This is a genomic window from Actinoplanes solisilvae, assembly GCF_003999975.1.
In the GTDB taxonomy this organism is placed as follows: Bacteria; Actinomycetota; Actinomycetes; order Mycobacteriales; family Micromonosporaceae; genus Actinoplanes; species Actinoplanes solisilvae.
On the sequence record NZ_RJAC01000019.1, the window covers coordinates 22,870 to 46,659 of the forward strand.

General features: G+C 71.3%; 20 protein-coding genes. 17 read left to right on the plus strand and 3 right to left on the minus strand.

Annotation, left to right across the window (positions count from 1 at the left end; genetic code table 11):
- Nucleotides 1–53 precede the first annotated feature (53 nt).
- From EER30_RS34185 to EER30_RS34220, 8 genes are all read left to right on the plus strand, one after another.
- Entirely contained in the window at nucleotides 54–1,997 is a 1,944-nt protein-coding gene (locus tag EER30_RS34185; RefSeq protein WP_127504811.1) for a TIGR03960 family B12-binding radical SAM protein, read from the plus strand.
- A complete protein-coding gene (locus EER30_RS34190) occupies nucleotides 1,997–2,770 on the plus strand; it encodes a TIGR03936 family radical SAM-associated protein (RefSeq protein ID WP_127504812.1) in 774 nt (257 codons plus the stop codon). The genes EER30_RS34185 and EER30_RS34190 overlap by 1 nt, the downstream gene beginning before the upstream one ends.
- A 154-nt stretch (nucleotides 2,771–2,924) precedes the next feature.
- On the plus strand, nucleotides 2,925–6,134 hold the full coding sequence (locus EER30_RS34195; protein WP_127504813.1) for an Rne/Rng family ribonuclease: 3,210 nt from the start codon (nucleotides 2,925–2,927) through the stop codon (nucleotides 6,132–6,134).
- A 118-nt stretch (nucleotides 6,135–6,252) separates the two neighbouring features.
- Nucleotides 6,253–6,744 carry a hypothetical protein gene (locus EER30_RS34200; protein WP_127504814.1) on the plus strand — a complete coding sequence of 164 codons (492 nt, stop codon included), beginning with the start codon at nucleotides 6,253–6,255 and terminating at the stop codon, nucleotides 6,742–6,744.
- A 204-nt stretch (nucleotides 6,745–6,948) separates the two neighbouring features.
- The gene (gene rplU, locus EER30_RS34205; RefSeq protein ID WP_127504815.1) at nucleotides 6,949–7,263 is read left to right on the plus strand and encodes a 50S ribosomal protein L21; all 315 of its coding nucleotides are present in this window, start codon (nucleotides 6,949–6,951) and stop codon (nucleotides 7,261–7,263) included.
- Nucleotides 7,264–7,276: 13 nt separating this feature from the next.
- Entirely contained in the window at nucleotides 7,277–7,534 is a 258-nt protein-coding gene (gene rpmA, locus EER30_RS34210) for a 50S ribosomal protein L27 (protein WP_127504816.1), read from the plus strand.
- A 76-nt stretch (nucleotides 7,535–7,610) separates the two neighbouring features.
- On the plus strand, nucleotides 7,611–9,107 hold the full coding sequence (gene obgE, locus EER30_RS34215; protein WP_127504817.1) for a GTPase ObgE: 1,497 nt from the start codon (nucleotides 7,611–7,613) through the stop codon (nucleotides 9,105–9,107).
- Nucleotides 9,108–9,164: 57 nt separating this feature from the next.
- Nucleotides 9,165–9,578, plus strand: coding sequence for a GNAT family N-acetyltransferase (locus tag EER30_RS34220; RefSeq protein WP_127504818.1), 414 nt, complete (start codon nucleotides 9,165–9,167; stop codon nucleotides 9,576–9,578).
- Here the strand turns inward: EER30_RS34220 and trpS are convergent.
- Nucleotides 9,567–10,586: a tryptophan--tRNA ligase gene (gene trpS / locus EER30_RS34225; protein ID WP_127504819.1), complete on the minus strand. Its 1,020-nt coding sequence runs from the start codon at nucleotides 10,584–10,586 to the stop codon at nucleotides 9,567–9,569. The two genes, EER30_RS34220 and trpS, sit on opposite strands and share 12 nt — an antisense overlap.
- Nucleotides 10,587–10,788: 202 nt before the next feature.
- Between trpS and pepN the strand changes: the two genes are divergently transcribed.
- The 7 genes from pepN to EER30_RS34260 are packed head-to-tail and all read left to right on the plus strand — an operon-like array spanning nucleotide 10,789 to nucleotide 17,951.
- Complete coding sequence (pepN, locus tag EER30_RS34230) at nucleotides 10,789–13,284, plus strand: aminopeptidase N (RefSeq protein ID WP_127504820.1); 2,496 nt, start codon at nucleotides 10,789–10,791, stop codon at nucleotides 13,282–13,284.
- A gap of 35 nt (nucleotides 13,285–13,319) precedes the next feature.
- The gene (locus tag EER30_RS34235) at nucleotides 13,320–14,822 is read left to right on the plus strand and encodes an ATP-binding response regulator (protein ID WP_127504821.1); all 1,503 of its coding nucleotides are present in this window, start codon (nucleotides 13,320–13,322) and stop codon (nucleotides 14,820–14,822) included.
- A 58-nt stretch (nucleotides 14,823–14,880) separates the two neighbouring features.
- On the plus strand, nucleotides 14,881–15,486 hold the full coding sequence (nadD, locus tag EER30_RS34240) for a nicotinate-nucleotide adenylyltransferase (RefSeq protein WP_127504822.1): 606 nt from the start codon (nucleotides 14,881–14,883) through the stop codon (nucleotides 15,484–15,486).
- A 39-nt stretch (nucleotides 15,487–15,525) separates the two neighbouring features.
- A complete protein-coding gene (rsfS, locus tag EER30_RS34245) occupies nucleotides 15,526–15,915 on the plus strand; it encodes a ribosome silencing factor (RefSeq protein ID WP_127504823.1) in 390 nt (129 codons plus the stop codon).
- A gap of 49 nt (nucleotides 15,916–15,964) precedes the next feature.
- On the plus strand, nucleotides 15,965–16,594 hold the full coding sequence (locus EER30_RS34250) for a histidine phosphatase family protein (RefSeq protein ID WP_127504824.1): 630 nt from the start codon (nucleotides 15,965–15,967) through the stop codon (nucleotides 16,592–16,594).
- Nucleotides 16,595–16,636: 42 nt separating this feature from the next.
- Nucleotides 16,637–17,047: a hypothetical protein gene (locus EER30_RS34255; RefSeq protein WP_127504825.1), complete on the plus strand. Its 411-nt coding sequence runs from the start codon at nucleotides 16,637–16,639 to the stop codon at nucleotides 17,045–17,047.
- Between the two features lie 37 nt (nucleotides 17,048–17,084).
- Entirely contained in the window at nucleotides 17,085–17,951 is an 867-nt protein-coding gene (locus tag EER30_RS34260; RefSeq protein ID WP_127504826.1) for a DegV family protein, read from the plus strand.
- On the opposite strand, the gene EER30_RS34265 is transcribed toward EER30_RS34260, so the two are convergent.
- The gene (locus EER30_RS34265) at nucleotides 17,869–18,981 is read right to left on the minus strand and encodes a DUF1444 domain-containing protein (protein ID WP_205650539.1); all 1,113 of its coding nucleotides are present in this window, start codon (nucleotides 18,979–18,981) and stop codon (nucleotides 17,869–17,871) included. The genes EER30_RS34260 and EER30_RS34265 overlap by 83 nt on opposite strands.
- A 13-nt stretch (nucleotides 18,982–18,994) precedes the next feature.
- Nucleotides 18,995–19,804 carry a putative protein N(5)-glutamine methyltransferase gene (locus tag EER30_RS34270; protein WP_240670472.1) on the minus strand — a complete coding sequence of 270 codons (810 nt, stop codon included), beginning with the start codon at nucleotides 19,802–19,804 and terminating at the stop codon, nucleotides 18,995–18,997.
- 697 nt (nucleotides 19,805–20,501) lie between these two features.
- On the opposite strand from EER30_RS34270, the gene EER30_RS34275 reads away from it, so the two are divergent.
- Nucleotides 20,502–21,323 carry a ComEA family DNA-binding protein gene (locus tag EER30_RS34275; RefSeq protein WP_127504827.1) on the plus strand — a complete coding sequence of 274 codons (822 nt, stop codon included), beginning with the start codon at nucleotides 20,502–20,504 and terminating at the stop codon, nucleotides 21,321–21,323.
- On the plus strand, nucleotides 21,320–23,758 hold the full coding sequence (locus EER30_RS34280) for a ComEC/Rec2 family competence protein (RefSeq protein ID WP_127504829.1): 2,439 nt from the start codon (nucleotides 21,320–21,322) through the stop codon (nucleotides 23,756–23,758). The genes EER30_RS34275 and EER30_RS34280 overlap by 4 nt, the downstream gene beginning before the upstream one ends.
- The last annotated feature ends 32 nt before the right edge of the window (nucleotides 23,759–23,790 follow it).

Sequence of the window (23,790 nt, forward strand, 5' to 3'; positions counted from 1 at the left end):
CGGCGGAAAACCCAAATTTAAAACCTCTATTGAGGCAAGTACGCTGAATGCCCATGAGCGTGTCTTCCGTCTTCCCGCAGCTCGAGCAGCTGCTGCCTCGGGTCAGCAAGCCGATCCAGTACGTGGGCGGCGAGCTCGGCGCCGTCGTCAAGGACTGGGACGCGACCACGGTCCGCTGGGCCCTGATGTATCCCGACGCCTACGAGGTCGGCCTGCCCAACCAGGGCGTCCAGATCCTCTACGAGGTGCTCAACGAGCAAGAGGACGTGCTGGCCGAGCGCACCTACGCGGTCTGGCCCGACCTCGAGGCGCTGATGAAGGAGAACGGCGTCCCGCAGTTCACCGTCGACGCCCACCGCCCGGTCAAGGCCTTCGACGTGTTCGGCATCTCGTTCGCCACCGAGCTCGGCTACACCAACATGCTCTCCGCCCTCGAACTCGCCGGCATCCCGCTGAACAGCGCCGACCGTGGCCTCGACGACCCGATCGTGCTGGCCGGCGGCCACGCGAGCTTCAACCCCGAGCCGATCGCCGACTTCATCGACGCCGCCGTTCTCGGCGACGGCGAGGAGGCCGTGCTCGAGATCACCGGCATCATCCGGGAGTGGAAGGAAGAGGGCAGCCCGGGCGGCCGCGACGAGCTGCTGCTGCGCCTCGCCCGCACCGAGAGCATCTACGTCCCCCGCTTCTACGACGTCGACTACCTGCCCGACGGCCGCATCCAGCGCGTGGTGCCCAACCGTCCGGACGTGCCGTTCCGCGTGGCCAAGCGCACGACGATGGACCTCGACGCGTGGCCGTACCCGAAGAAGCCCCTGGTCCCGCTGGCCGAGACGGTCCACGAGCGCTATGCGGTCGAGATCTTCCGCGGCTGCACGCGTGGCTGCCGCTTCTGCCAGGCCGGCATGATCACCCGCCCGGTCCGCGAGCGCTCGATCACCACCGTCGGTCAGATGATCAAGGAGGGCCTCGAATACTCGGGCTTCTCCGAGGTCGGCCTGCTCTCGCTCTCCAGCGCCGACCACTCCGAGATCGGTGACATGTGCTCCGGCCTGGCCGAGCAGTACGAGGGCACCAACGTCTCGCTCTCGCTGCCGTCGACCCGGGTGGACGCCTTCAACATCGACCTGGCCCAGGAGCTGTCGAAGAACGGCCGGCGCACCGGTCTGACCTTCGCGCCCGAGGGCGGCTCCGAGCGCATCCGCAAGGTCATCAACAAGATGGTGACCAAGGAAGACCTGATCCGTACGGTCGTGACCGCCTACACCAACGGCTGGCGGCAGGTGAAGCTCTACTTCATGTGCGGCCTGCCCACCGAGACCGACGAGGACGTCCTCGAGATCGCTCAGATGGCCCACGAGGTCATCCGGGCCGGTCGTGAGGCCGCGGGCACCAAGGACATCCGCTGCACGGTCTCGATCGGCGGCTTCGTGCCCAAGCCGCACACCCCGTTCCAGTGGGCCGCGATGGAGCGTCCCGAGGTCATCGACGCCCGGCTCAAGATGCTCAAGCAAGAGATCAACAGCGACCGTGGCCTGGGCCGGGCGATCGGCTACCGCTACCACGACGGTGAGCCTTCGCTGATCGAGGGCCTGCTCTCGCGCGGTGACCGCCGGGTCGGTGCCGTCATCCGCCGCGTCTGGGAGAAGGGTGGCCGCTTCGACGGCTGGAGCGAGCACTTCTCGTACGCCCGGTGGGTCGAGTCGTGTGCCGAGGTGCTCCCGCAGTTCGGCGTCGACCTCGACTGGTTCACCACCCGCGAGCGCGAGCAGGCCGAGGTGCTGCCCTGGGACCACCTCGATTCAGGCCTCGACAAGGACTGGCTCTGGCAGGACTGGCAGGACTCGCTCACCGAGTACGAGCAGCCCGACTGCCGCTGGACCCCGTGCTTCGACTGCGGCGTCTGCCCGTCGATGGACACCGAGATCCAGATCGGCCCGACCGGCAAGAAGCTGCTGCCCCTGACCCCGGTGAACTCCCTGCGGGTTCCGGCCTGATGGGGGCGACGAAGAACCAGCCCGTCGGCGGCCAGGCCCCGGTCGTCCAGCGCGTCCGCATCCGGTACGCCAAGCGCGGCCCGCTGCGGTTCACCTCCCACCGCGACTTCGCCCGCGCTTTCGAGCGGGCGTTGCGGCGGGCCGCCGTACCCATCGCCTTCTCCCAGGGGTTCACCCCCCACCCGAAGATCTCGTACGCGAGTGCCGCGCCCACCGGCGTCGGCAGCGAGGCCGAATACCTCGAGATCGGTCTTCAGGCCGAGGTCGACCCGGGTCAGCTGCGCCTGGCTCTCGACGCCGCGCTCTCGCCGGGGCTCGACGTGCTCGACGCCGTGGTGGCCGGGCCGGGCAGCCTGGCCGACCGCATCGACGCCTCGAGCTGGCGTCTCGAGCTGCCCGCGGTCGACCCCGCGGAGGCCGAGGCGGCCGTGAAGGCGTTCACCGCGCTCGACGAGGTGCTGGTCGAGCGCATGACCAAGCAGGGCCGGCGCTCGTTCGACGCCCGCCAAGCAGTGACGCACATCTCTGTGTCGGACCAGTCCGTCGTACCTTCCGAGGCGGACGGCACACCGTGTGCGATAATCGACCTTGTCGTACGACAGGTGACACCCGCCGTTCGACCCGATGACGTCCTTTCCGGCCTGCGCGTAGCGGCGGGCCTGGAGCCGCCGGTGCCCCCACGGGTGACCCGGCTGGCCCAGGGCACGCTCACCGCGCAGGGGGAGATCGTCGATCCGTTGGACGCGGATCGCGAGACGGCCCTTCCGGGGTAAGGACTGCTCCATCGGAAGGGTGCTAGCTGCAGCCGGCGCCCATTGACAGACTTCGGCAGCCCGTCCGCTTAACCGGCGGGACCGAAAAACTTGCGGCGACCCTGCGTGGCAGCGCTCAAACGCGCCCGGGGTGGCCAGAACTGGAGAGCGCCCCATGCTCGATAACGAGCCCCAAGACAACTTGGGAGAACAGGGCGGTGAGGGGGCCGGAGCTGTCGCTCCGCCCGAGACCGCCGCAGCTACGACCCCTGTGCGCCGTGCGCGCGCGCCTCGCAAGAGGGCGGCGTCCGCCGCGGGGGCCTCGGACACGGCCGCGAGCCCGTCCGACCCGGTAGCGAACGTCCCTGAAACGCCGGCCGAGAGCGCCCAGGTGGCTGATGCCGCTCCGGACGCCGCGGAAGCGCCGGCCAAGCCGGTCAAAGCCACCCGGAGCCGGCGTAAGGCCACCGCGCCGGCGGCGGCACCCGCTGCCGCCGCTGAGCCGGACGCCGATGCTGCTGTCGCTCCGGCCGCCGAGGGGGCCGAGCCGGTCGCCCCGGTGAAGGCCACCCGGACCCGTCGTAAGAAGGCGGCTCCGGCCGCTGCGGCCGAAGAGCCGGCCGAGGGCACCGCTCCCGTCGTCGCCGAGGCGCAGCCCGAGCCGGTTCGCGTCGAGGCCCTGGTCGAGGTCGCGGAGCCCGTTCTCGAGGAGCCGGTCGCCGACGGTGCGCCGATCATCGGCGTGATCCCGCTCGACGCCGACTTCGTCGAGGAGGAGCAGCCCGCGCCGCGTCGCGGACGGCGGGCCGCGGCCCTGCCGCCCGCCGTGCTCTTCATGCCGCCCGACCCGGCCGAGGCCACTCCGCCTCCGGCCCGCCGGTCGCGCCGCACCGCCGCCGTGGCGGTCCCGCCCGTGCTCGACGAGCCCGAGGTCACCGAGGTCGAGGCCGAGGTCGCCGAGGTTCCGGTCGCGGTGGAGGAGCCCGCCGAGGGTGCCCGCCGCAGCCGGCGCCGCCGCCGGGGCGCCTCCGACGAGCAGGCCGAGCCGGTCGCTGCGGTGACCGCGCCGCCCGCCGACGAGGTGGTCGACGAGAGCGCGGACGACGTCGAGGACGGCATCGAGGACGACGAGGACGAGGACAGCGCCGCGAGCCGCCGGCGTCGCCGCCGGGGCCGTCGTGGCCGCGGTCGTGGCAAGGGCCCGGCCGAGGACGGCGAGCAGGACGAGGCCGACGACGAGCCCGAGCAGGGCGCCGAGGCGTCGGCCGACGAGGACGAGGAAGAGGCCGACGAGGGTGATGGCGACGGCGTGACCCGTCGCCGCCGTCGCCGGCGTCGCAAGGGTTCCAGTGGCGACGGCGAGACCGGCGGCATCGAGGACGGCGTGCACACCGTCGTGCGGGTGCGCGAGCCCCGGCGTACCGATGAGGTGCAGGGTGTTTCGGGCTCGACCCGGCTCGAGGCCAAGCGCCAGCGTCGCCGCGACGGCCGTGAGCAGCGCCGGACCCGTCCGCCGATCCTGAGCGAGTCGGAGTTCCTGGCCCGCCGCGAGGCGGTCGACCGCGTGATGGTCGTGCGGCAGAAGCCCGACCGCACCCAGATCGCCGTCATGGAGGACGGCATTCTCGTCGAGCACTACGTCTCGCGCAGCACTTCCGGGACGATGGTCGGCAACGTCTACCTGGGCAAGGTGCAGAACGTGCTGCCCAGCATGGAGGCGGCGTTCGTCGACATCGGCCGGGGCCGCAACGCGGTGCTCTACGCCGGAGAGGTCAACTGGGACGCCACCGGGCTCGAGGGCCGCGCCCGCTCGATCGAGCAGGCCCTGCGCTCCGGCGACTCGGTGCTCGTGCAGGTCACCAAGGACCCGATCGGGCACAAGGGCGCCCGGCTGAGCAGCCACATCGCGCTGTCCGGCCGGCACCTGGTCTATGTGCCGAACGGCAACGCCTCGGGGATCAGCCGCAAGCTGCCCGACAACGAGCGCAAGCGCCTCAGGGACGTACTCAAGAAGCTTGTTCCCGACGGCGCCGGCGTGATCGTGCGGACGGCCGCCGAGGGTGCCAGCGAGGACGACCTGGCCCGTGACGTCAAGCGGCTGCAGGCGCAGTGGGAGGAGATCCAGCGCAAGTCGGCCGAGGGGCACGCGCCGGTCGCCCTCTCCGAGGAGCCCGACCTGGTCATCCGCGTGGTCCGCGACCTCTTCAACGAGGACTTCCGCGAGCTGATCGTGCAGGGCGACTCGGCGTACACCGAGCTGGAGAACTACCTCAACTCGGTCTCGCCCGACCTGCTGGAGCGCATGCACCGATACACGGGGACGGGGGACGTCTTCGCCGACAAGCGGATCGACGAGCAGATTCTCAAGGGCCTGGACCGCAAGGTCTTCCTGCCCTCGGGCGGTCATCTGGTCTTCGACCGCACCGAGGCGATGACGGTCGTCGACGTCAACACCGGTAAGTACACCGGCGCGGGCGGCAACCTCGAGGAGACGGTGACCCGCAACAACCTCGAGGCGGCGGAGGAGATCGTCCGGCAGCTGCGGCTGCGCGACCTCGGCGGCATCGTGGTCATCGACTTCATCGACATGGTGCTCGAGAGCAACCGCGAGCTGGTGCTGCGGCGGCTCACCGAGTGCCTGGGGCGCGACCGCACCAAGCACCAGGTCACCGAGATCACCTCGCTGGGTCTGGTGCAGATGACGCGCAAGCGGATCGGCTCGGGCCTGCTCGAGGCGTTCAGCGAGACGTGCGACCACTGCAAGGGCCGCGGCGTGCTGATCCACACCGAGCCGGTGCCCGAGAAGAAGTCGAACGGCGGTGGCGGCGCCGCGGCGACCCAGGTCAAGGCGGTCGCCGCGGCGGCGCGCACGGAGCCGGCCCCGGCCCCCGCGCAGCAGCAACAGCAGCCGAGCACCAAGTCGCGGCGCCGGCGGGGTGGCGGGGGCGACAACCTGGTCGCCGAGCCCATCGCCGAGCCGGTGGTGCCGGACCCGGTGCGCGACGAGGTTCCGGCTGACGTGGTTCTCGAGGTCGACGAGCCGATCGAGATCGTGACCGAGCCCGCGCCCCACGTGGTGCGGCACGAGGGCGACGACCCGGCGGCCGAGACCGCGGGGCTGCCCCCGGTGGCCGGTTCGGGCATCGTCACGGGCCGCCGTCCGGCGCTGACGAAGGCCGAGTCGGACGACAACTACGACATCAGCGGGTATGACCTGTCGCGCTACGACACGCCGGAGCCCGACGCCGAGCCGCTGCGCCTGACCGGTGCGGACGACCCGGACGCGGCCGACGACGAGGACGAGGACGACGACGAGCCTGTGGGCGCGGGCGCCGGGCGACGCCGCTCGCGCCGTAGCGGCACGCGGAGGCGTACACGGCCCTGACGGGTTGACGCGGATGATGAGCGGTTCGGTAAAGAAAGTTAACTACCGAACCGCTCATCGCTGTCTATGTCGGATACCCTCGCGGGATCGATCCCCCTTCCCCGAGGAGACCGAGCCCATGCCCCGCATCTCTCTGCTTCTCGCCACTTGTGTGGCGTTGGGCGCCCTGACTGCCTGCTCCGGCCCGTTGGGCAGCGGGCGCGCCACCGGAACCCCCGCTCCGGCCCCGCCGTCGCCGGTCGACCCGTCCGTGGCGGCCTCGGCCGACGCCGCCCTCGCGGGTGATACGAAGGCCATCTGCGCGCAGGCCGAACGGGCGACCACCAGCTTCGGTGAGACCTACATCGCCGATCTCAAGCTGAAGATCGACGCCGCGGCCGAGGGGGCGGAGGCCGCGCGCCGGGCCGACGAGAAGATCTCCCGGGACGTGCGCAACTTCTCCTTCGCGCTCGCCGACATGGCCGGCCTGACCACCGATCCGGCCTTGAAGAAGGCGCTGACCGAGATGAGTACGCAGGTCAAGGCGTTCGGCGGCGACATCACCAAGATCAACGCGGAGAAGATGTCGGCGATCTCGGGCCGGCTCGACAAGGCCTGCGGGCGGGGCTGACCAGCCCGTACGCGGCCCCGGTTTGGGATCGGCGCGTCTGATGAAGTAGTCTTTCAGGCGGCGCTTTTCCAGGCGCCGTGTCTCCGTGCCCGCTCAGAGTTTACGAACCTCAGAGTTCACGAACCCTGTCGGCGAGAGCCGGAACATCAGCTTCATCCGCCAAGCAGTGCATTCGCTGCGTAAGTCTCAGGGAGTCCGCGTCCCATGTACGCGATCGTCAAGACCGGCGGCAAGCAGTACAAGGTTGCCGAGGGCGACGTGATCGAGGTCGAGAAGCTCGCGGGTGTGCCCGGCGACTCGCTGACGCTCGCCGCGCTCCTCCTCGTCGACGGTGACAACCTGGTGACCGATGCGGCCAAGCTTGCCAAGGTGACGGTGTCCGGCGAGATCGCCGAGCACACCAAGGGTCCGAAGATCCGGATCCACAAGTTCAAGAACAAGACCGGTTACCACAAGCGTCAGGGGCACCGTCAGCCGCTGACGAAGATCAAGGTCACCGGCATCTCGAGCGGGAAGTAGGGGCTGATCCGATATGGCTCACAAAAAGGGTGCCTCCAGCTCGCGGAACGGCCGTGACTCCGCCGCCCAGCGGCTCGGCGTGAAGCGGTTCGGCGGCCAGCTGGTCAACGCCGGCGAGATCCTGATCCGTCAGCGCGGCACGAAGTTCCACCCGGGCGACCTCGTCGGCCGCGGTGGCGACGACACGCTGTTCGCGCTGGCCAACGGTAACGTGCTGTTCGGCACGAAGCGCGGTCGCAAGACCGTCAGCATCGTTCCGGCTGCGGAGTAAGTTTGCTCTGAGCGGGCCGCGGACCTCCGGGTCCGTGGCCCGCTTTGTTTTTGTGCTTTTGTCAAGGAGTTGAGCAGTGACCACGTTCGTCGATCGCGTCGTTTTGCACCTGCAGGCGGGGGACGGCGGGCACGGCTGCGTCTCGGTGCGCCGCGAGAAGTTCAAGCCCCTCGGCGGCCCCGACGGCGGCAACGGCGGCCACGGTGGCGGGGTCACCCTCGTCGTCGACCCGCAGCAGCACACGCTGCTCGACTTCCACTTCCACCCGCACATCAAGGCGTCCAACGGCGTCGGCGGCGCGGGTGCCAACCGCGACGGCGCCAACGGCAAAGACCTGGTGCTCCAGGTGCCCGACGGCACGGTCGTGCTGACCGCCGACGGCGAGGTGCTGGCCGACCTGATCGGTGCCGGCACCACCTTCGAGGTGGCCCGCGGCGGCCGCGGCGGCCGGGGCAACGCCTCGCTGGCCAACACCCGCCGCAAGGTGCCGGGCTTCGCCGAGCTGGGCGAGCCGGGCGACAGCCTCGACGTGGTGCTCGAGCTCAAGAGCGTGGCCGACGTCGGCCTGGTCGGCTTCCCGTCGGCCGGCAAGTCGTCGCTGATCTCGGTGATCTCCGCGGCCAAGCCCAAGATCGCCGACTACCCGTTCACCACCCTGGTGCCCAACCTCGGCGTGGTGCAGGCGGGCGACCAGACCTTCACCGTCGCCGACGTGCCGGGTCTCATCCCGGGCGCGGCCACCGGCAAGGGCCTGGGCATGCAGTTCCTGCGCCACATCGAGCGCACCTCGGTGCTGGTGCACGTGCTCGACGCGGCGACGCCCGAAATCGAACGTGACCCGCTGGCCGACCTCGACGCGATCGAGGCCGAGCTCGCGGCGTACGGCGGCCTGGAAGACCGGCCGCGCCTCGTCGTGCTCAACAAGATCGACATCCCGGACGGGCGCGACCTGGCCGAGATGGTGCGGCCCGACCTCGAGGCCCGCGGCTACCGCGTCTTCGAGGTCAGCGCGATCACCCGCGAGGGCCTCAAGGAACTCGTGTTCGCCCTGGCCGAGACGGTCGCCCAGCACCGGCTGGACAAGCCCGCCCCCGAGCCGACCCGCGAGATCGTGCGGCCCAAGGCGGTCGACGAGTCGGGCTTCACCATCGAACAGGACGCCGAGGGCGTCTTCGTGATCAGTGGGCTCAAGGTCGAGCGCTGGGTCCGCCAGACCAACTTCGACAACGACGAGGCCGTGGGCTACCTGGCCGACCGCCTCGAGCGCATCGGCGTCGAGGACACGCTGGCCAAGAAGGGTGCCAAGGCCGGCGACCCGGTACGCATCGGCGATCGCGAGTTCGACTGGCAGCCCAACGCGGGCGAGTTCGTCTCGGGCCCGCGCGGCACCGACGCGCGCCTGGAGGAGAACGACCACCGGCTGACCGCCGCCCAGCGTCTGGCCGCCCGTAAGGCGCGCCGCGTGCGCTCCGACGACGAGCTGCTGCACATGGCGGCCGACGGCACGGTGACCAGCGTGGCCAACGCGAACCGTCCGGTCCTCGTCACCGAGGACGACGACACCGACGAATAGGGCGCAAGTTCGGCTCGCCGCAACCATCCGGCAAGGGTGGTTGCGTACGGTCACCACGTGTGGATCGAAGCCAGGCCCGTCCTGGACCCCGAGCTGGGCGCCCTGATCGCGGTCCAGCAGCACGAGGGCGGCCAGGGGTTCGCGACCGATGACTGCGCCGAGTGGTTCGTCACCGTCGTCGGTGGCCGGGCTGTCGCCTGTGGTGCGTGGCAGCCGCTGCCCGAGCCGGGCGAGGCCGAGCTCAAACGCGTGTACGTGCGACCGGCCTTCCGTGGGCGCGGCATAGCGCGGCACATGATCCTCGCCCTCGAGGAGGAGGCGCTCGCCGCGGGGCGGCCGGTGATCCGTCTGACCACCGGCAACCTGCCCGCGGCGGTCGCCCTCTACCAGTCCTCGGGCTACCGGCGGATCACCAGCGGCGACTCGTCCCGCGTCCGGTTCGAGAAACACCTGGCCGCGTTAGTCCAGTAGGCCGAGAGCCGCGCGGGTCCGGCGTACGGTCTCGGCCGCGCGGGGCCGTACCCAGGCCTTGCCCTCCGACAGCACCTTGCGTACGTGGTCGGGGTCTTCGGCCAGCTCGGCGTAGCGCGTGCGGATCGGCGTCAGCACCGCCTCGACCGCGTCGGTGACCTCGCGCTTCAGAGCGCCGTACGAGTGCAGGTCGCCGAGCTCGCGGTCCGAGCAGGCGCGCAGGATGCCCAGCAGGTTGGTGACGCCGGGCTGACCGGCCGGGTCGTCGCGCACGATGCCGACCGTGTCCGTCACCGCGCGGGCGATGGTCCGGCGGATCACGTCGGGCGAGTCGAGCAGCCCGATGCGGCCGGCCGGTGAGGGCGAGCTCTTGCTCATCTTGCGGGCCGGGTCGGCCAGATCCATGACCCGCGCCGCGCTTTCGGGGCGGATGCCCTCGGGCACGGTGAACGTCTCGCCGTAGCGGGTGTTGAAGCGGGTCGCGATCGTGCGGGCGAGTTCGAGGTGCTGGCTCTGGTCGTCGCCGACCGGCACCTGTTCGCTGTCGTGCACGAGGATGTCGGCCGCCATCAGCACCGGATAGGTGAGCAGGCTGAGCCGTACATGCTTGCTACCGGCGCCTGGTCCTTCGGACGGCGCGGAGAACCCGGGCAATGGGGAGCCAGCCGATTTCTCCCTGAACTGGATCATGCGCGCGGCCTCGCCGTAGCCGGTGACGCATTCGAGCAGGTAGTGCAGCTCGCTGTGCTCGGGCACCTGGGAGTGGGCTATGAGCGCGGTGCGCCGCGGGTCGACGCCGGCGGCGAGCAACACGGTCGCCACCTGCAGAGTGTTGGCGCGCAGCTGGGCCGGGTCGTGCTCCATGGTCATCGCGTGCAGGTCGGCGATCATCGCGATCGACCGGGTGTCGGGTCTCTCCTGGGCCTGCACCAGCGGCCGCATGGCGCCGATGAGGTTGCCCAGGTGCAGCTTGCCGGTGGGCTGGAAGCCGGTGAGGCGGCGGGTCATGGTGTCCTCCGGGAGGTGGGGGACCGCGCCCTTCCGGTGACATGACAACGGCCGCCCGGAAGGGGCGGCCGCGTGGTTGATGCGCGTTTGGGTGAGCCGCCCGTCAGGGCAGCCACCAGGCCAGGTTGGCGAAACGCATGGACGCAATATTAGCAGCGGGGTGGCGATGCATCCTGAGAGCGCGATATCGGATGATGGGCGGATGCCGAGTTTGACCCGCGCCGAGGCTACCGCCCGGGCCGCCACCGTCAATGTCCACGAGTACGAGGTAGACCTCGACCTGACCGCCGAGGGAGACACCTTCGGCTCCCGGACGGTGGTGCGTTTCGACGCGCGCGAGGGCGCCTCGACGTTCCTCGAGTTCGAGCCCGAGTCGGTCGTCAAGATGGCGCTCAACGGGTCGCCGCTGCCCGACTCGGCACTGGTCGAGGGACGGCTCCTGCTGTCCGATCTCGCCCCGACCAACGAGCTGGCTGTCGAGGCCGTCATGCGCTACTCGAACACCGGCGAGGGCATGCACAAATACCTCGACCCGGCCGACGGCTCGACCTATCTCTACCAGCACCTGTTCATCAACAACGCGGGCCGGGTCCTGCCCGCCTTCGACCAGCCCGACCTCAAGGCGTCCTTCCGGGTCAGCGTCACCGCCCCGGCGAGCTGGCTGGTCGCGGCGAACGGGCCGCTGGTGTCCGGCAAGGACGGTCGCTGGGAGTTCGAGCCGACCAAGCCGATCTCGACCTACCTGTGCTCGCTGATCGCCGGGCCCTACCACGAGGTCACCGACTCGCACGACGGCATCCCGCTCGCGCTCTACGCGCGGGCCGCCCTGGCCGACGCGCTCGAGGCCGAGGCCGGCGAGATCTTCACGGTCACGAAGCAGTGCCTCGACCGCTACCACGAGATCTTCGACATCCGTTACCCGTTCGGGCACTACCAGCAGGCGTTCGCGCCCGAGTTCAACTTCGGCGCGATGGAATACCCGGGCCTGGTCGTCTTCCGCGACGAGCTCGTCTATCGCTCCGCGGTGACCGAGAGCGAGCGCGAGGGCCGGGCCAACGTGATCGCCCACGAGATGGCCCACATGTGGTTCGGCGACCTCGTGACCATGGCCTGGTGGGACGACCTCTGGCTCAACGAGTCGTTCGCCGAGTACATGGGCACCCGCATCACCTCCGAGGCGACCCGTTTCCCGGACGCGTGGACGACCTTCGCGATGCAGCGCAAGGCGTGGGGCCTGCGCGCCGACCAGCGGCCGTCCACCCACCCGGTGGCGCCCGCCGAGGTCGCGGACACCGATCAGGCGCTGCTCAACTTCGACGGCATCTCGTACGCCAAGGGCGCGGCCGTCCTCAAGCAGCTCGTCGCCTGGGTGGGCGACGAGGCGTTCCGGGCCGGCGTGAACGCGCACTTCGCAGCGCACGCGTTCGGCAACGCGACGCTGGCCGACCTGCTCGGCGCGCTGTCGGCGGCCAGTGGGCGCGACCTCACCGCCTGGGCCGACGTGTGGCTGCGCCGCGCCCAGGTCAACACGCTGCGCACCGAGGTGACACGGGACGGCGGCACCTACGGCGAGGTGGCGATCGTGCAGACCGCGCCCGACGCCTACCCGACGTTGCGCCCGCACCGGCTGGGCATCGGGCTCTACGACCGTACGGCCGAGGGCGCGGTGGTCCGCCGCAAGCTGATCGAGGTCGAGGTGGCCGCGGCCGAACGCACCATGGTGCCCGAGCTCGCCGGCGAAGAGGTGGCCGACCTCCTGCTGCTCAACGACGGCGATCTGACGTACGCGAAGATCCGGCTCGACGACGAGTCGGCCACCGCCGTGCCGGTGCTGCTGCCGCTGATCGGCGACTCGCTGGCCCGCGCCGTGCTGTGGGCGTCCACGCTGGACGCCGTGGTCGACGGCGAGCGGCCGGTGGCCGAGCTGGTCACGCTGGTGCTCGCCGCGCTGCCGGTCGAGACCGAGGTCGTGATCGTCGAGGACGTGCTGCGCGCCACCCGTAACCTGGTCGACCGATACTCCACCGCGGAGGCCCGTCCGGACGCCCTCGCACTGGTCGCCCAGGCCGCCGACCGCCTGCTGGCCGCCTCGGAACCGGGTGGGTCGAGCCAGCTCGCCGCCGCCCGCGGACTGATCGGCACGACGGTCGACACGGCCCGGCTCGCCGGCTGGCTGGACGGCGAAGGGGTGCCCGACGGCCTCGCGGTCGACGCCGACCTGCGCTGGCTGATCGTCTATCGCCTGTCGGTGCTCGGTGCGGCCGGCGTCGCCGCGATCGACGCCGAGTTCGAGCGTGACCGCAGCTCCACCGGCGAGCAGTGGGCGGCCCGCTGCCGCGCCGCCCGGCCCGACGCCGAGGCCAAGGCAGCCGCGTGGGCGGCGATCATCGAGGACGGGTCGCTGTCGAACCGGCTCGTCGAGATGGCCGCGTCCGGCTTCTGGCAGGCGGAGCAGATCGAGCTGGTCCGGGAGTACGTGCCCCGCTACTTCGCCGACATGCCGCGGATGATGCGGCTGCGCAGCGGCATGGCCGCCGAGCGGGCGGCCACCACGGCCTACCCGAGCCTGGTGGTCGAGCCCGAGACCCGGCGTCTCGCCGCGGAACTGCTGGCGAGCGACGACCTCGACCCCATTCTGCGGCGGGTCGTGGAGGACGGCGACGACGATCTCCGGCGGGCGCTGGCTGCGCGTTTTTAGCCTTTCGCCCCGTCTCCCCCCGATACGGTGAAGACGTGGAGTGGTCCGAAGAGCTAGTCGCGGGACTGCTGCAGGCCGCCCCGGACGCGATCCTGGTGCTCGAGGGCACCAGGATCGTGCTGGTCAACGACCGCGCCGAGGAGCTGTACGGCCGGGACCGCGGCGAACTGGTCGGCCTCGACATCGAGCACCTGCTGACCGAGGACTCCCGACTCATGCTGCCCGAGCGGCGGCGCCGCATCATGGAGGGCCGGCCCGGCACGATCGGGTCGGTCACCACCACGATCCGGCGCCGAGACGGTTCGGAGGTGCCGGTCGAGTCGTCGGTCGCGATCGTCGACACGACCCAGGGCCGTCTGGTCGTGGCCGTGGTGCGCGACCTCAGCGAGCGCGCCCGCGCCGAGCAGGAGAAGGCCCGGCTGCGCGACGAAGCCCAGGCACACCGCAACCAGCGGCTGGAGAGCCTGGGCCAGCTAGCCGGCGGGATCGCGCACGACTTCAACAACATGCTCGGTGTGATCGTCAACTACGCGAGCTTCGTGGTCGAGGAGGCGGAGTCGGCCGAGCCGGACGCCGCGATGATGGCCGCCGACGCCCGCCAGGTGATCAAGGCGGGGGAGCGCGGCACCGACCTCACTCACCGGCTGCTCGCCTTCGCCCGCCGCGAGGTCGTGCGCCCCGAGGTGCTCGACATCAACCGGATGGTCGCCGGTCTCGAAGGCATGCTGCGCCGCTCGATCGGCGACAAGATCACCTTGATCGTGCGGCCCGGCCCCGACCTGCCGCCCGTGGTGTGCGACCCCGCCCAGCTCGAACAGATGCTGGTCAACCTGGCGCTGAACGCGCGCGACGCGATGCCCGGAGGCGGCAACCTCGTCATCGACACGGGCTGCCACGACGACCGGGTGCGGCTGCGGGTCAGCGACTCGGGGCGGGGCATGGCGGCCGAGGTCGTCGATCGAGCGTTCGAGCCCTTCTTCACGACCAAGGCCAGCGGCGAGGGTACGGGGCTCGGCCTGGCCACGGTCTATGGCATCGCCACCCAGGCCGGTGGTGACGTGACCATCGCGTCGGAGCCGGGGCTGGGCACGACCGTCACCGTGCTGCTGCCGGCCGGATCGCGGGAGGTGCCGGGCGTCTCGCCGGCCGAGCCGGTGCCGACCGCGGGGCACGGGGAGACGCTGCTGGTGGTCGAGGACGAGGACGCCCTGCGGGACGTGGCTGGGCGGATCCTCTCGGGGGCGGGCTATCGGGTGCTGGCGGCCGAGGGCGGGGCTGAGGCGCTCGCGCTGGCGGCCCGGCACGACGGGGAGATCGACCTGCTGCTCAGCGACGTGGTGATGCCCGGGATGCTGGGTAAGGACCTGGCCGAGCGGCTGGTGGTGGTGCGGCCCGGGACCCGGGTGCTCTTCATGTCCGGTTACGCGCAGCCTGTCCTGCATTCCCAGGGCACCCTCGACCCGGGCGTGGCACTGCTGGAGAAGCCGTTCACCGCGAATGGCCTGCTGACCGCTGTCCGCCGGCGCCTGGACGGTTGATCTCCCGGCAACCGCCCCGCCCGCCACTCCTGACCGGAAAAAGATCTATCCTGCTCTGATGTCAGGACGGCGCATAGGCATCATGGGTGGGACATTCGATCCCATTCATCACGGGCACCTGGTCGCCGCCAGTGAGGTGCAGGCCCGTTTCGACCTGGACGAGGTCGTATTCGTGCCCACGGGTCAGCCGTACGAGAAGGGTCGTGTCTCGCCCGCCGAGGACCGCTACCTGATGACGGTCATCGCCACGGCCTCGAACCCGGGTTTCCACGTCAGCCGGGCCGACATCGACCGCGACGGACCGACGTACACGATCGACACCCTGCGGGACATGCGAGCCGTCTTCGGTGCCGACTCCTCGCTCTACTTCATCACCGGCGCGGACGCGCTCGGCCGCATCCTGAACTGGAAGGACGCGCTCGAGATGCTGTCGCTGGCGCACTTCGTGGGGGTCACCCGGCCGGGTTTCGAGCTGACCGACGAGCACCTTCCCGAAGATTCGGTCACGCTGGTCGAGGTGCCGGCCATGGCCATCTCGTCGACGGCCTGCCGCGACCGGGTCGCCGCGGGCGAGCCGGTGTGGTACCTGGTGCCCGACGGTGTCGTGCAATACATCAACAAGCGGGGGCTCTATCGGGGCTCGGGGAATGTCACACCGGTGTGAGAGGCTTGAAGGACCAGAAAGCCTACCGAGGGGACCCTCTTGCCCGTCAGCGAACGCGCTCTTGAACTGGCGATGGCGGCCGCGCAGGCCGCCGCCGACAAGAAGGCGCAGGACATCGTCGTCATCGACGTCGGCGACCAGCTCTACATCACCGATGCCTTCGTGATCGCTTCAGCGTCCAACGAGCGTCAGGTCACCTCGATCGTCGACGCCGTGGAAGAAGCACTTCTCAACCTTCCCGAGAAGGCGAAACCCGTGCGCCGCGAGGGCGAGCGTCAGGGCCGGTGGGTGCTGCTCGACTACGTCGACATCGTGGTCCACATCCAGCACGCCGAGGAGCGCGAGTTCTACGCCCTCGACAAGCTGTGGAAAGACTGCCCGATGATCCCGTTCGTCGACCGCGACATGGTCGACGCCGAAGCTTCGTGAGCGGGCTGACCACAGCTCATCGCGTCGGGGCACGAAACGGGTCGATGACATGAGCCGCCTGATCGTCTGGCGTCATGGCAACACGGACTGGAACGCCGGGCATCGCGTCCAGGGGCAGACCGACGTCGAGCTCAACGTGCTCGGCCGCCGGCAGGCCGTCGACGCCGCCGAGATCCTCATCAAGCTGAAGCCCGACGCGATCGTCGCCAGCGACCTGCAGCGCGCCGCCGACACCGCCGCGGCCCTGGCCGGGCTCAGCGGACTGTCGGTCAGCTACGACAAGCGGCTGCGCGAGCGCTATTTCGGCGCCTGGCAGGGCCACACGATGACCGAGATCGCCGAGCTCTTCCCCGGCCAGCACGAGCGCTGGACAACCGGGCAGGAGGTCGGCGGCGACGTCGAGACCCTCGACGAGCTGGGCAAACGCGTGTCCGAGGCGCTGCTCGACGCGGCCGCCCTGGCCCCGCCCGGCGGCACGGTCGTGGTCGCCACGCACGGCGCCGCCGCCCGTCAGGGCGTCGGCCACCTGCTCGGCTGGCCCATCGAGCAGCTGCGCACCCTGCGGGCCCTGCAGAACTGTCATTGGGTCGAGCTGACCCACGACAGCAAGCGTGGGTGGCAGGTCGCGGCCTACAACGTCGGGCCTTTCCCCGAGCGCCCGGTCCCGCCGCCGGTCTGACCGTCCGGGAACCGTCGATGATCGGGTAGCGTCCAACGCATCATGGTGACTCGTGCGGTTCCTGCGCTTCTGTTCCTTCTGCTGGCTGCCGGCTGCGCCAACAACGCGACCGACAGCGGCGCCGCCCCGGCCCCCACCCCCTCGGCCTCGGACGTCGTCGATCTCCCGCTGCCCACCGCCAAGACGAGCGGTCCCGCCGGCGAGCCGTCGTCCGGCCGTCCGGTCGCCGGAGGTCAGACGATCACCGGCACGGTGACCGCCGGGGTCGAGCCGGGCTGCCTGCTGCTGGCCGACGCCTCCGGCTCCCATCTGCTGATCTTCGACGACCCGGCGATGCGCGCCGACGCGGCCGTCGGCAACACCGTCAAGATCAACGGCAGGTCCCAGCCGGGCATGATGACGACCTGCCAGCAGGGTGTGCCGTTCATCGTGGTGTCGGTCGAGAAGGCCTGACTCACCCGGGCACAGGGAGATCGGCTACCGTGCCCGCATGCCCGTCGCGGTCGTCACCGACTCCACCGCGTACCTGCCCGCCGAACTCAGCGGCTCGTATGACCTGACCGTCGTGCCCCTCACGGTCGTCGTCAACGGCATCGAAGGGCTCGAAGGGCTCGAGATCCAGCCCGCCGAGGTCGCCCGTGCGCTCGGCGGGCGCCGCGTCTCGGTCAGCACGTCCCGGCCCGCCCCCTCCCAGTTCGCGGCGGCCTATCGCGAGCTGCTCGACGCCGGTGCCGACGGCATCGTCTCGGTCCACCTCTCGGCCAAGCTCTCCGGCACCTTCGAGGCCGCGTCGCTGGCCGCCGCGTCGCTGGCCGCCGAGACCGGGTCGCGGGTCGAAGTGGTCGACAGCGGCACGACCGGCATGGGGCTGGGCTTCGCCGCCCTGGCTGCCGCGGCCGCCGCGGCCAAGGGCGAAGACCTTGATTCCGTACGCCGTGCGGCCGTCGATCACGCGGCTCGCGTCAGCACGCTCTTCTACGTCGACACGCTCGAGTTCCTGCGGCGCGGCGGACGCATCGGGGCGGCGTCGGCGTTGCTCGGCACGGCGCTGTCGGTCAAGCCGATCCTGCACGTGGCCGACGGGGCGATCGTCGTGAAGGACAAGGTGCGCACGGCCGGCCGGGCCCTCGCCAAGCTCGTCGACCTGGCCGTGGAGGCCTCCGGCGACGGCGAGGTCGACATCGCCGTACACCATCTGGAGGCTCAGGACCGGGCGACCGCCCTGGCCGACGCGGTGGCGATGCGGCTCGGCGACCGGCTGCGCGACTGCTACATCACCGAGATCGGGGCTGTGGTCGCGGCTCACGTGGGGCCGGGGCTGGCCGGTGTGGTGGTGCATCGGCGGCCCGCCACCTGACCGGGTCGAGACCGGCGACCGGGGTCAGCCGCGGGGCGAGCTGCGGCCAGCTCAGGGTGCGGTCGCCCACGCGCACCTCGTCGGCCGTGGGAAGCAGGGATTGCTCGTCCCACTCGGCGTAGGTGCGCCAGCCGGTGTCGTCGTCGCCGGTCAGGTGCAGCTCGGCGCCGGGCTCGGTGAGGTGGGCGGCCTGACGCGCGTACTCCTGGACGGCCAGAATGCGTTCGGCGCGACGGGCGACGTGGTGCAGCGGGTGGCCGGGGGATGGGATCCAGGGCTCCGCGCAGCCGTGGGGGTCACTCACGTACGCCATGGGTGTGATGGGTCTCGAGGACCTCGCGTAGAGCTCCTCGGCCTGGGCGAAAACGGCGCGCAGATGTGGGCTGGTGGTCGTCGTGACCAGCAGGGTGCCGCGTTCGGGGGCGAAGGCCACGGGGACACCGCCGACCTGCGGGGCGAGCTGCTCGAGCCAGTGTTCGAGGAGCAGGTGGGAGGTCCAGTACGCGTCGCCGTTGTCGACGAAGCGGATCACCTCGGTGGGGGTGCCGCGCAGGGTCGCGCCCTCCAGGTTGGCCCGGGCCGCGGCGAAGACCTCGTCACGGCGTACGCCCCAGGTGTTGAACTGGTCCTCGGCGACGTAGGTCATCGCCTCGGGGTGATCGATGACGACGTACTCGAAGAGGTAGGGCAGGGCCTGGCGGCGCAGCGGGGAGCCGGGCGTGGCGCCGCGGAGGACGGGGCGGAGCAGGGGCCGCGCCTGTTGCCACGTGGCCGGGATCGGATCTTGCAGGCCCATGATGTAGCTGTCGAGTTGGCTGCCGCGCCCGAGACCGCTGCCGCGCCCGAGTTTGCTGCCGCGCTGGAGCAGGGGGGTCAGGTCGAGAATTCTCGGTTCATCGTGGACATTTGTGGTGAAGCGGACCTGGAAGGCGCGGGCGTCGTAGCGGACGTCCGAGAAGCCCGCTTTGCGCAGGCGGCGAACCGCCCGAGAGGCCAGCCTGGCTCTCGCCAGCCTTCTCAGCAGGCCCATGCCCCCTCTTCCACTAGTTTCTCCTTGCTCGGACCACTCGCGCATCGAGATCTTCGTCGTAGATCACGTCGCCGTCCAGACCCTCGTTCCGTACGGCTTCGAGGGCGTTGCGCTCCTGGGCCTCGGTGATCTCGGACAGCAGGACGCCGGACTCGGTCAGCCAGGTGGGAGCACCCTTGACCACGCGGCGGAAGACCTCGAGGCCGTCGGGGCCGCCGTCGAGGGCCGAACGGGGCTCATGGTCACGGGCCTCGGCGGGGAGCAGGGGGATGTGTGCCGTGGCCACGTAGGGGACGTTGGCGATCAGGACGTCGACGCTCCCCTTGATCTTCTCGGGGAGCGGGGCGAAGAGGTCGCCGGTGAAGACGTCGGTGATGCCGTTGTCGCGGGCGCACGCGGTGGCGACGGGGTCGAGGTCGGCGGCGTAGAGGTCGAGGGCGGGGACGCGGTGGCGGACGGCCAGGCCCAGGGCGCCGGAGCCGCAGCAGAGGTCGAGCAGCACCCGGGGCTTACGTTCGGCGGCCAGGGTGACCGGTTCGGCAGCCCCGGTGACCAGTTCGGCGGCCACGGTGACCAGGAGTTCGCTGCGGACCCGGGGGACGAAGACGCCAGGCCTGAGGCGCACGCGGATGCCGGCGAAATCGGCGTGGCCGACGACCTGCTCGAGGGGTTCGCCGAGGGTTCGGCGGCCGACCAAGTCGTTCAACGTCGCGTCGTCGGCCGCGGCCTCGCGCAGGATCGCGGCCTCGTCCTCGGCGAAGACGCAGCCCGCCGCTCGCAGCTTGAGGATCGCTGTGGCCAGTGCGGTGTCCGAAATCGTCACGCCTATCCCTATATCACGGTGCCGCCGGGCGGCTGAGTTATCCACAATGCACCCCTGTCCACAGGGCTTCGGCGCGGGGGGCTCCGAATTTCCTAACGTCCGTGGCGTGCGAGAGCGGAAGCCCAGCGAAGATGCCGCGGCCCAGAGGCTGCGGGCGGTGCTGGCCGGTTCGGTAGGCGACCGGCCGGCACCGCCCGCTGCTGGTCCGCCGGCCGTGCCCGCGTTCAATGCCGTTCCCCCGTCCCGGGCCGGCGGCGATGCCGGGCTGGCCGAGGGCGGCGAGCCGTTGCAGTGGTCCGACATCATCTCGGGCTGGCCCGACGACGTCGACCTGGAGGCGGCGTCCAGCGCCGTGTTTCACCCGCCTGAGCCCGCGCCGGTTGCTGTTTCGGGTGACTCTTTTCGGCCGGGGACTCCCTGGGCCGCGCCGCCGGCTTCGCAACCTCCTGCGGCCGTCGTCGCCCCGCCAGCGGTGACCGCAGTGCCGTCGCCAGCGTTGGTGCCGTCGCCGTCGCCGTCGCCGTCGCCGGTGGCCGCTGGGCCGGTGCCGGTCAGGGTCGCCGCGCCGCAAACCTTCGCTGCTCTGCGGTCGGCGACCGGTTCATACTCGGTGGTCGGTGGTGGTGGCCTGGAGACCTCGCATCTGGCCGACCTCGTGCCTGATGAGCCTCGAATTCAGGCTTCACCTCGGCGGCCGATGCCGGCGCCCGATTGGGCGCAGCCGTCGCGTGTCGACTCCTGGCCTGGTGCTGACCGGGGCGTGGAGAGTTACACGTTCGATCCGGCGTCAGGGCGGTTCGCGTCCTCCGCCTCCGCTGCCGAGCCGGAAGACTCACCTGGTCTCACCGGGGCGGGCGCCTTCGGCGGCTCGGAGGGGCGCCGGTTCGGGCTGGCGGCCTTTGACCCGGGGCGTCGCGGGGTGCGTGCCCTGGTGGCTGTCGCCGCCGTGGTCATCGTGATCGCGGCCGCGCTGGCGTGGCGGTCGCGGCCGCGGGTCGACCCCGTCGTGCCACTTCCGTTGAACCCGACCGATTCCGGCGCCGGAGTTCAGCCGCGGTCGCCCGTCTCCGCCTCGGCCGCCGAGGTGGTCGTCGCCGTCGGCGGAAGGGTTCGTAAGCCCGGATTGGTGCGGCTCGCCTCGGGCGCCCGCGTGGCCGACGCCTTGTCCGCGGCGGGTGGTGCGGAACAGGGGGTCGACGTCGCCGTGCTCAACCTCGCCCGCAAGGTCGTCGACGGTGAACTCATCATGGTCGGCGTCACGCCGCCGCCCGGCCAGGCTTTCCCGACCGGTCCCGCCGCGCCCGCCCCGGGCGGCCCGGCCGCCGGTGGCCCCGTGAACCTGAACACCGCCACCCTCGCCGACCTCGACGGACTGCCCGGAGTGGGACCGGTGCTGGCCCAGCGGATTCTCGACGCCCGCGACGCCCAGGGCGGTTTCAAGGCCGTCACCGATCTGCGCAAGGTCGACGGCATCGGTGATGCCCGCTACGAGCAGCTCAAAGACCTGGTGACGATATGAGCAGCCGGTCCCCTGCGGACGACGCGCGGGCCGGTTCCGTCGCCGATCTTCGGCTCGCCGGGTTCGCCGTGGCGGTCTGGTTGTCGGCGTTGGCCGCCCTGTATCTATCCGCCCGCACGGGCTTGCTGCTTGCCGGCGGCGCCGTGGTGGCTGTTGTGGTGTTGCCGGCTCTGACGCGCCGTGGCGGTGCGCCGCAGAGCCGCGTCCGGCGTCCTTCAGCCGGTCTCGTTCGCACCGGTGACGAGCCTGCGCGTGCGCCTCGGCTCTCGGGCTGGCGGTGGGTGGTGCTGGCGGTTCTGTTGGGAGTGGCCTGCGGCGCGGTCGCTACCGCGGCTCGGGTCGCCGTCCGCGAGGCGGAGGAGCTTGTCGAGCTGGTCCGGGCCGGCGATCCGGTGTGGATGGAGATGATCGTGCGCGACGATCCGCGAGCCTCGCGAGCGGCGGCGGGGCGGCCTCCGTCCTACATCGTCGCCGTTGACCTGGTGGCGGTGCGGGCCTCGGATTCGGCGACGGTTCGGCTGTCGGCCCGGGCCCTGGTGCTGGGCAGTCACGCGGGATGGCGGGGCTTGTTGCCGGGGCAGCGGGTGACGGCCACCGGCAAGCTGATGCCGCCGCGCGGCGGCGACCTGCGCGCTGTGGTCGCGTCGGTGCGACAAGCGCCGACGCCGTTGGGCCGTCCGTCCTGGGCGCAGCGTGGCGCGGGAGTGCTGCGGGCGGGGCTTCAGCGGGCCTGCGCGCCCCTGCCCGACCTGCCCGGTGGGCTGCTGCCCGGACTGGTCGTCGGGGACACGAGTCAACTTGATCCGGCGCTCGAGGAGGATTTCCGAGCGACCGGAATGACGCACCTAAATGCCGTTTCTGGGGCGAATGTTGCTATTCTGCTAGGGGTCGTGCTCTTCGCCGTGCGGCGGACCCGGGCCGGGCCTGTGGTGACGGCGCTCCTGTGCGCGGTGGCGTTGGTCGGGTTCGTCATTCTGGCGCGGCCCTCGCCCAGCGTCGTGCGGGCCGCCGCGATGGGGGCGATCGGGCTGATCGGGCTGGCGTCGGGGCGGCGGCGTGCTGCGCTTCCCGCGCTGGCCGCCGGGGTGGCCGTGCTGATCGTGATCGACCCGGAGCTGGCGTCGGATCCCGGCTTCGCGTTGTCGGTGCTGGCTACTTCGGGGTTGTTGCTGCTCGCCCCGGTCTGGCGAGACGGATTGCGCCGCAGGGGCTGCCCGGCCGGATTGGCCGAGGCGCTCGCCGTGCCCGCGGCGGCGCAGGTCGCGTGCGGTCCCGTCGTGGCGGGGCTGTCCGGCACGATCAGCATCGTGGCCATCCCGGCCAATCTGCTCGCCGTTCCGGCGATCGCGCCGGCCACGCTGCTCGGCGTCACCGCGTCGGTGATCTCGCCGGTGTGGCCGGCCGGGGCCGAGTTCGCGGCCTGGCTCGGGCACTGGCCGGCGCAGTGGCTGGTACTGGTCGCGACCTACGGCGCGCGGGTGCCGGTGAGCGCGTTGCCCTGGCCGGGCGGTGTCACCGGGGCGCTGCTGCTCGCCGTGATCACCGTCGGACTGCTGGTCGCCGCGCGCCGGCCGCTGATCCGCAAGCTCGTCACGGTGGTGGCGCTCGGGGGCGTGTTGGGCGCCCTGCCCGTGCGGCTGCTCGCCTCAGGGTGGCCGCCGGCCGGCTGGGTCGTGGTCGCGTGCGCGGTGGGGCAGGGCGACGCGATCGTCCTGCCGGCGGGGGCCGGTCGCGCCGTGGTCGTCGACGCCGGGCCCGAGCCGGGCGCCGTCGATCAGTGCCTGCGGCGGTTGGGGGTGCGGCAGGTCGCGCTGTTCGTGGTGAGCCACTTCCACGTCGACCACATCGGCGGCATCGAGGGCGTGTTCCGGCGCCGGGATCTGCGCGCGGTGGTCGGACCGGACTGGCCCGACCCGCCGGCGGGTCGGGCAGCGGTCGCGGCGGCCGCCGGGCGAGTGCCGCTGGTGTCCGTCGGGCCCGGGTGGTCGTACGCGGCCGGGGGTCTGCGGTTGACCGTGCTCGGGCCGGTGGAGCCGTTGCGCGGCACGAACTCGGATCCCAACAACAACTCCCTGGTGCTGCGAGCCGAAGTGGACGGCCGGACGGTCCTGCTGCCCGGGGACGCCGAGACCGAGGAACAGGAGGACATGCTCGACCGGCTGGGGGCCGACGCGGTGCGGGCGGACGTGCTCAAGGTTTCCCACCACGGTTCGAGCTATCAGTCGCCGCGGTTCCTCGACGAGATTCGCCCCGCGGTGGCCCTGGTGTCGGTCGGCCCGGGCAACGATTACGGCCATCCGAACCCGTCGCTGCTGGCGCGCCTGGGGCGGGGCGGTGCGCGCGTCCTGCGTACCGATCAATCGGGCGACCTGGCGGCGGTCTCGACGGAAAGGGGGCTGGCGGTGGTAGCTCGCGGTGATCCGCCGGAGCCCTGACGGGACCGGAGCCCTGGCGGGGCCGAAGCCCT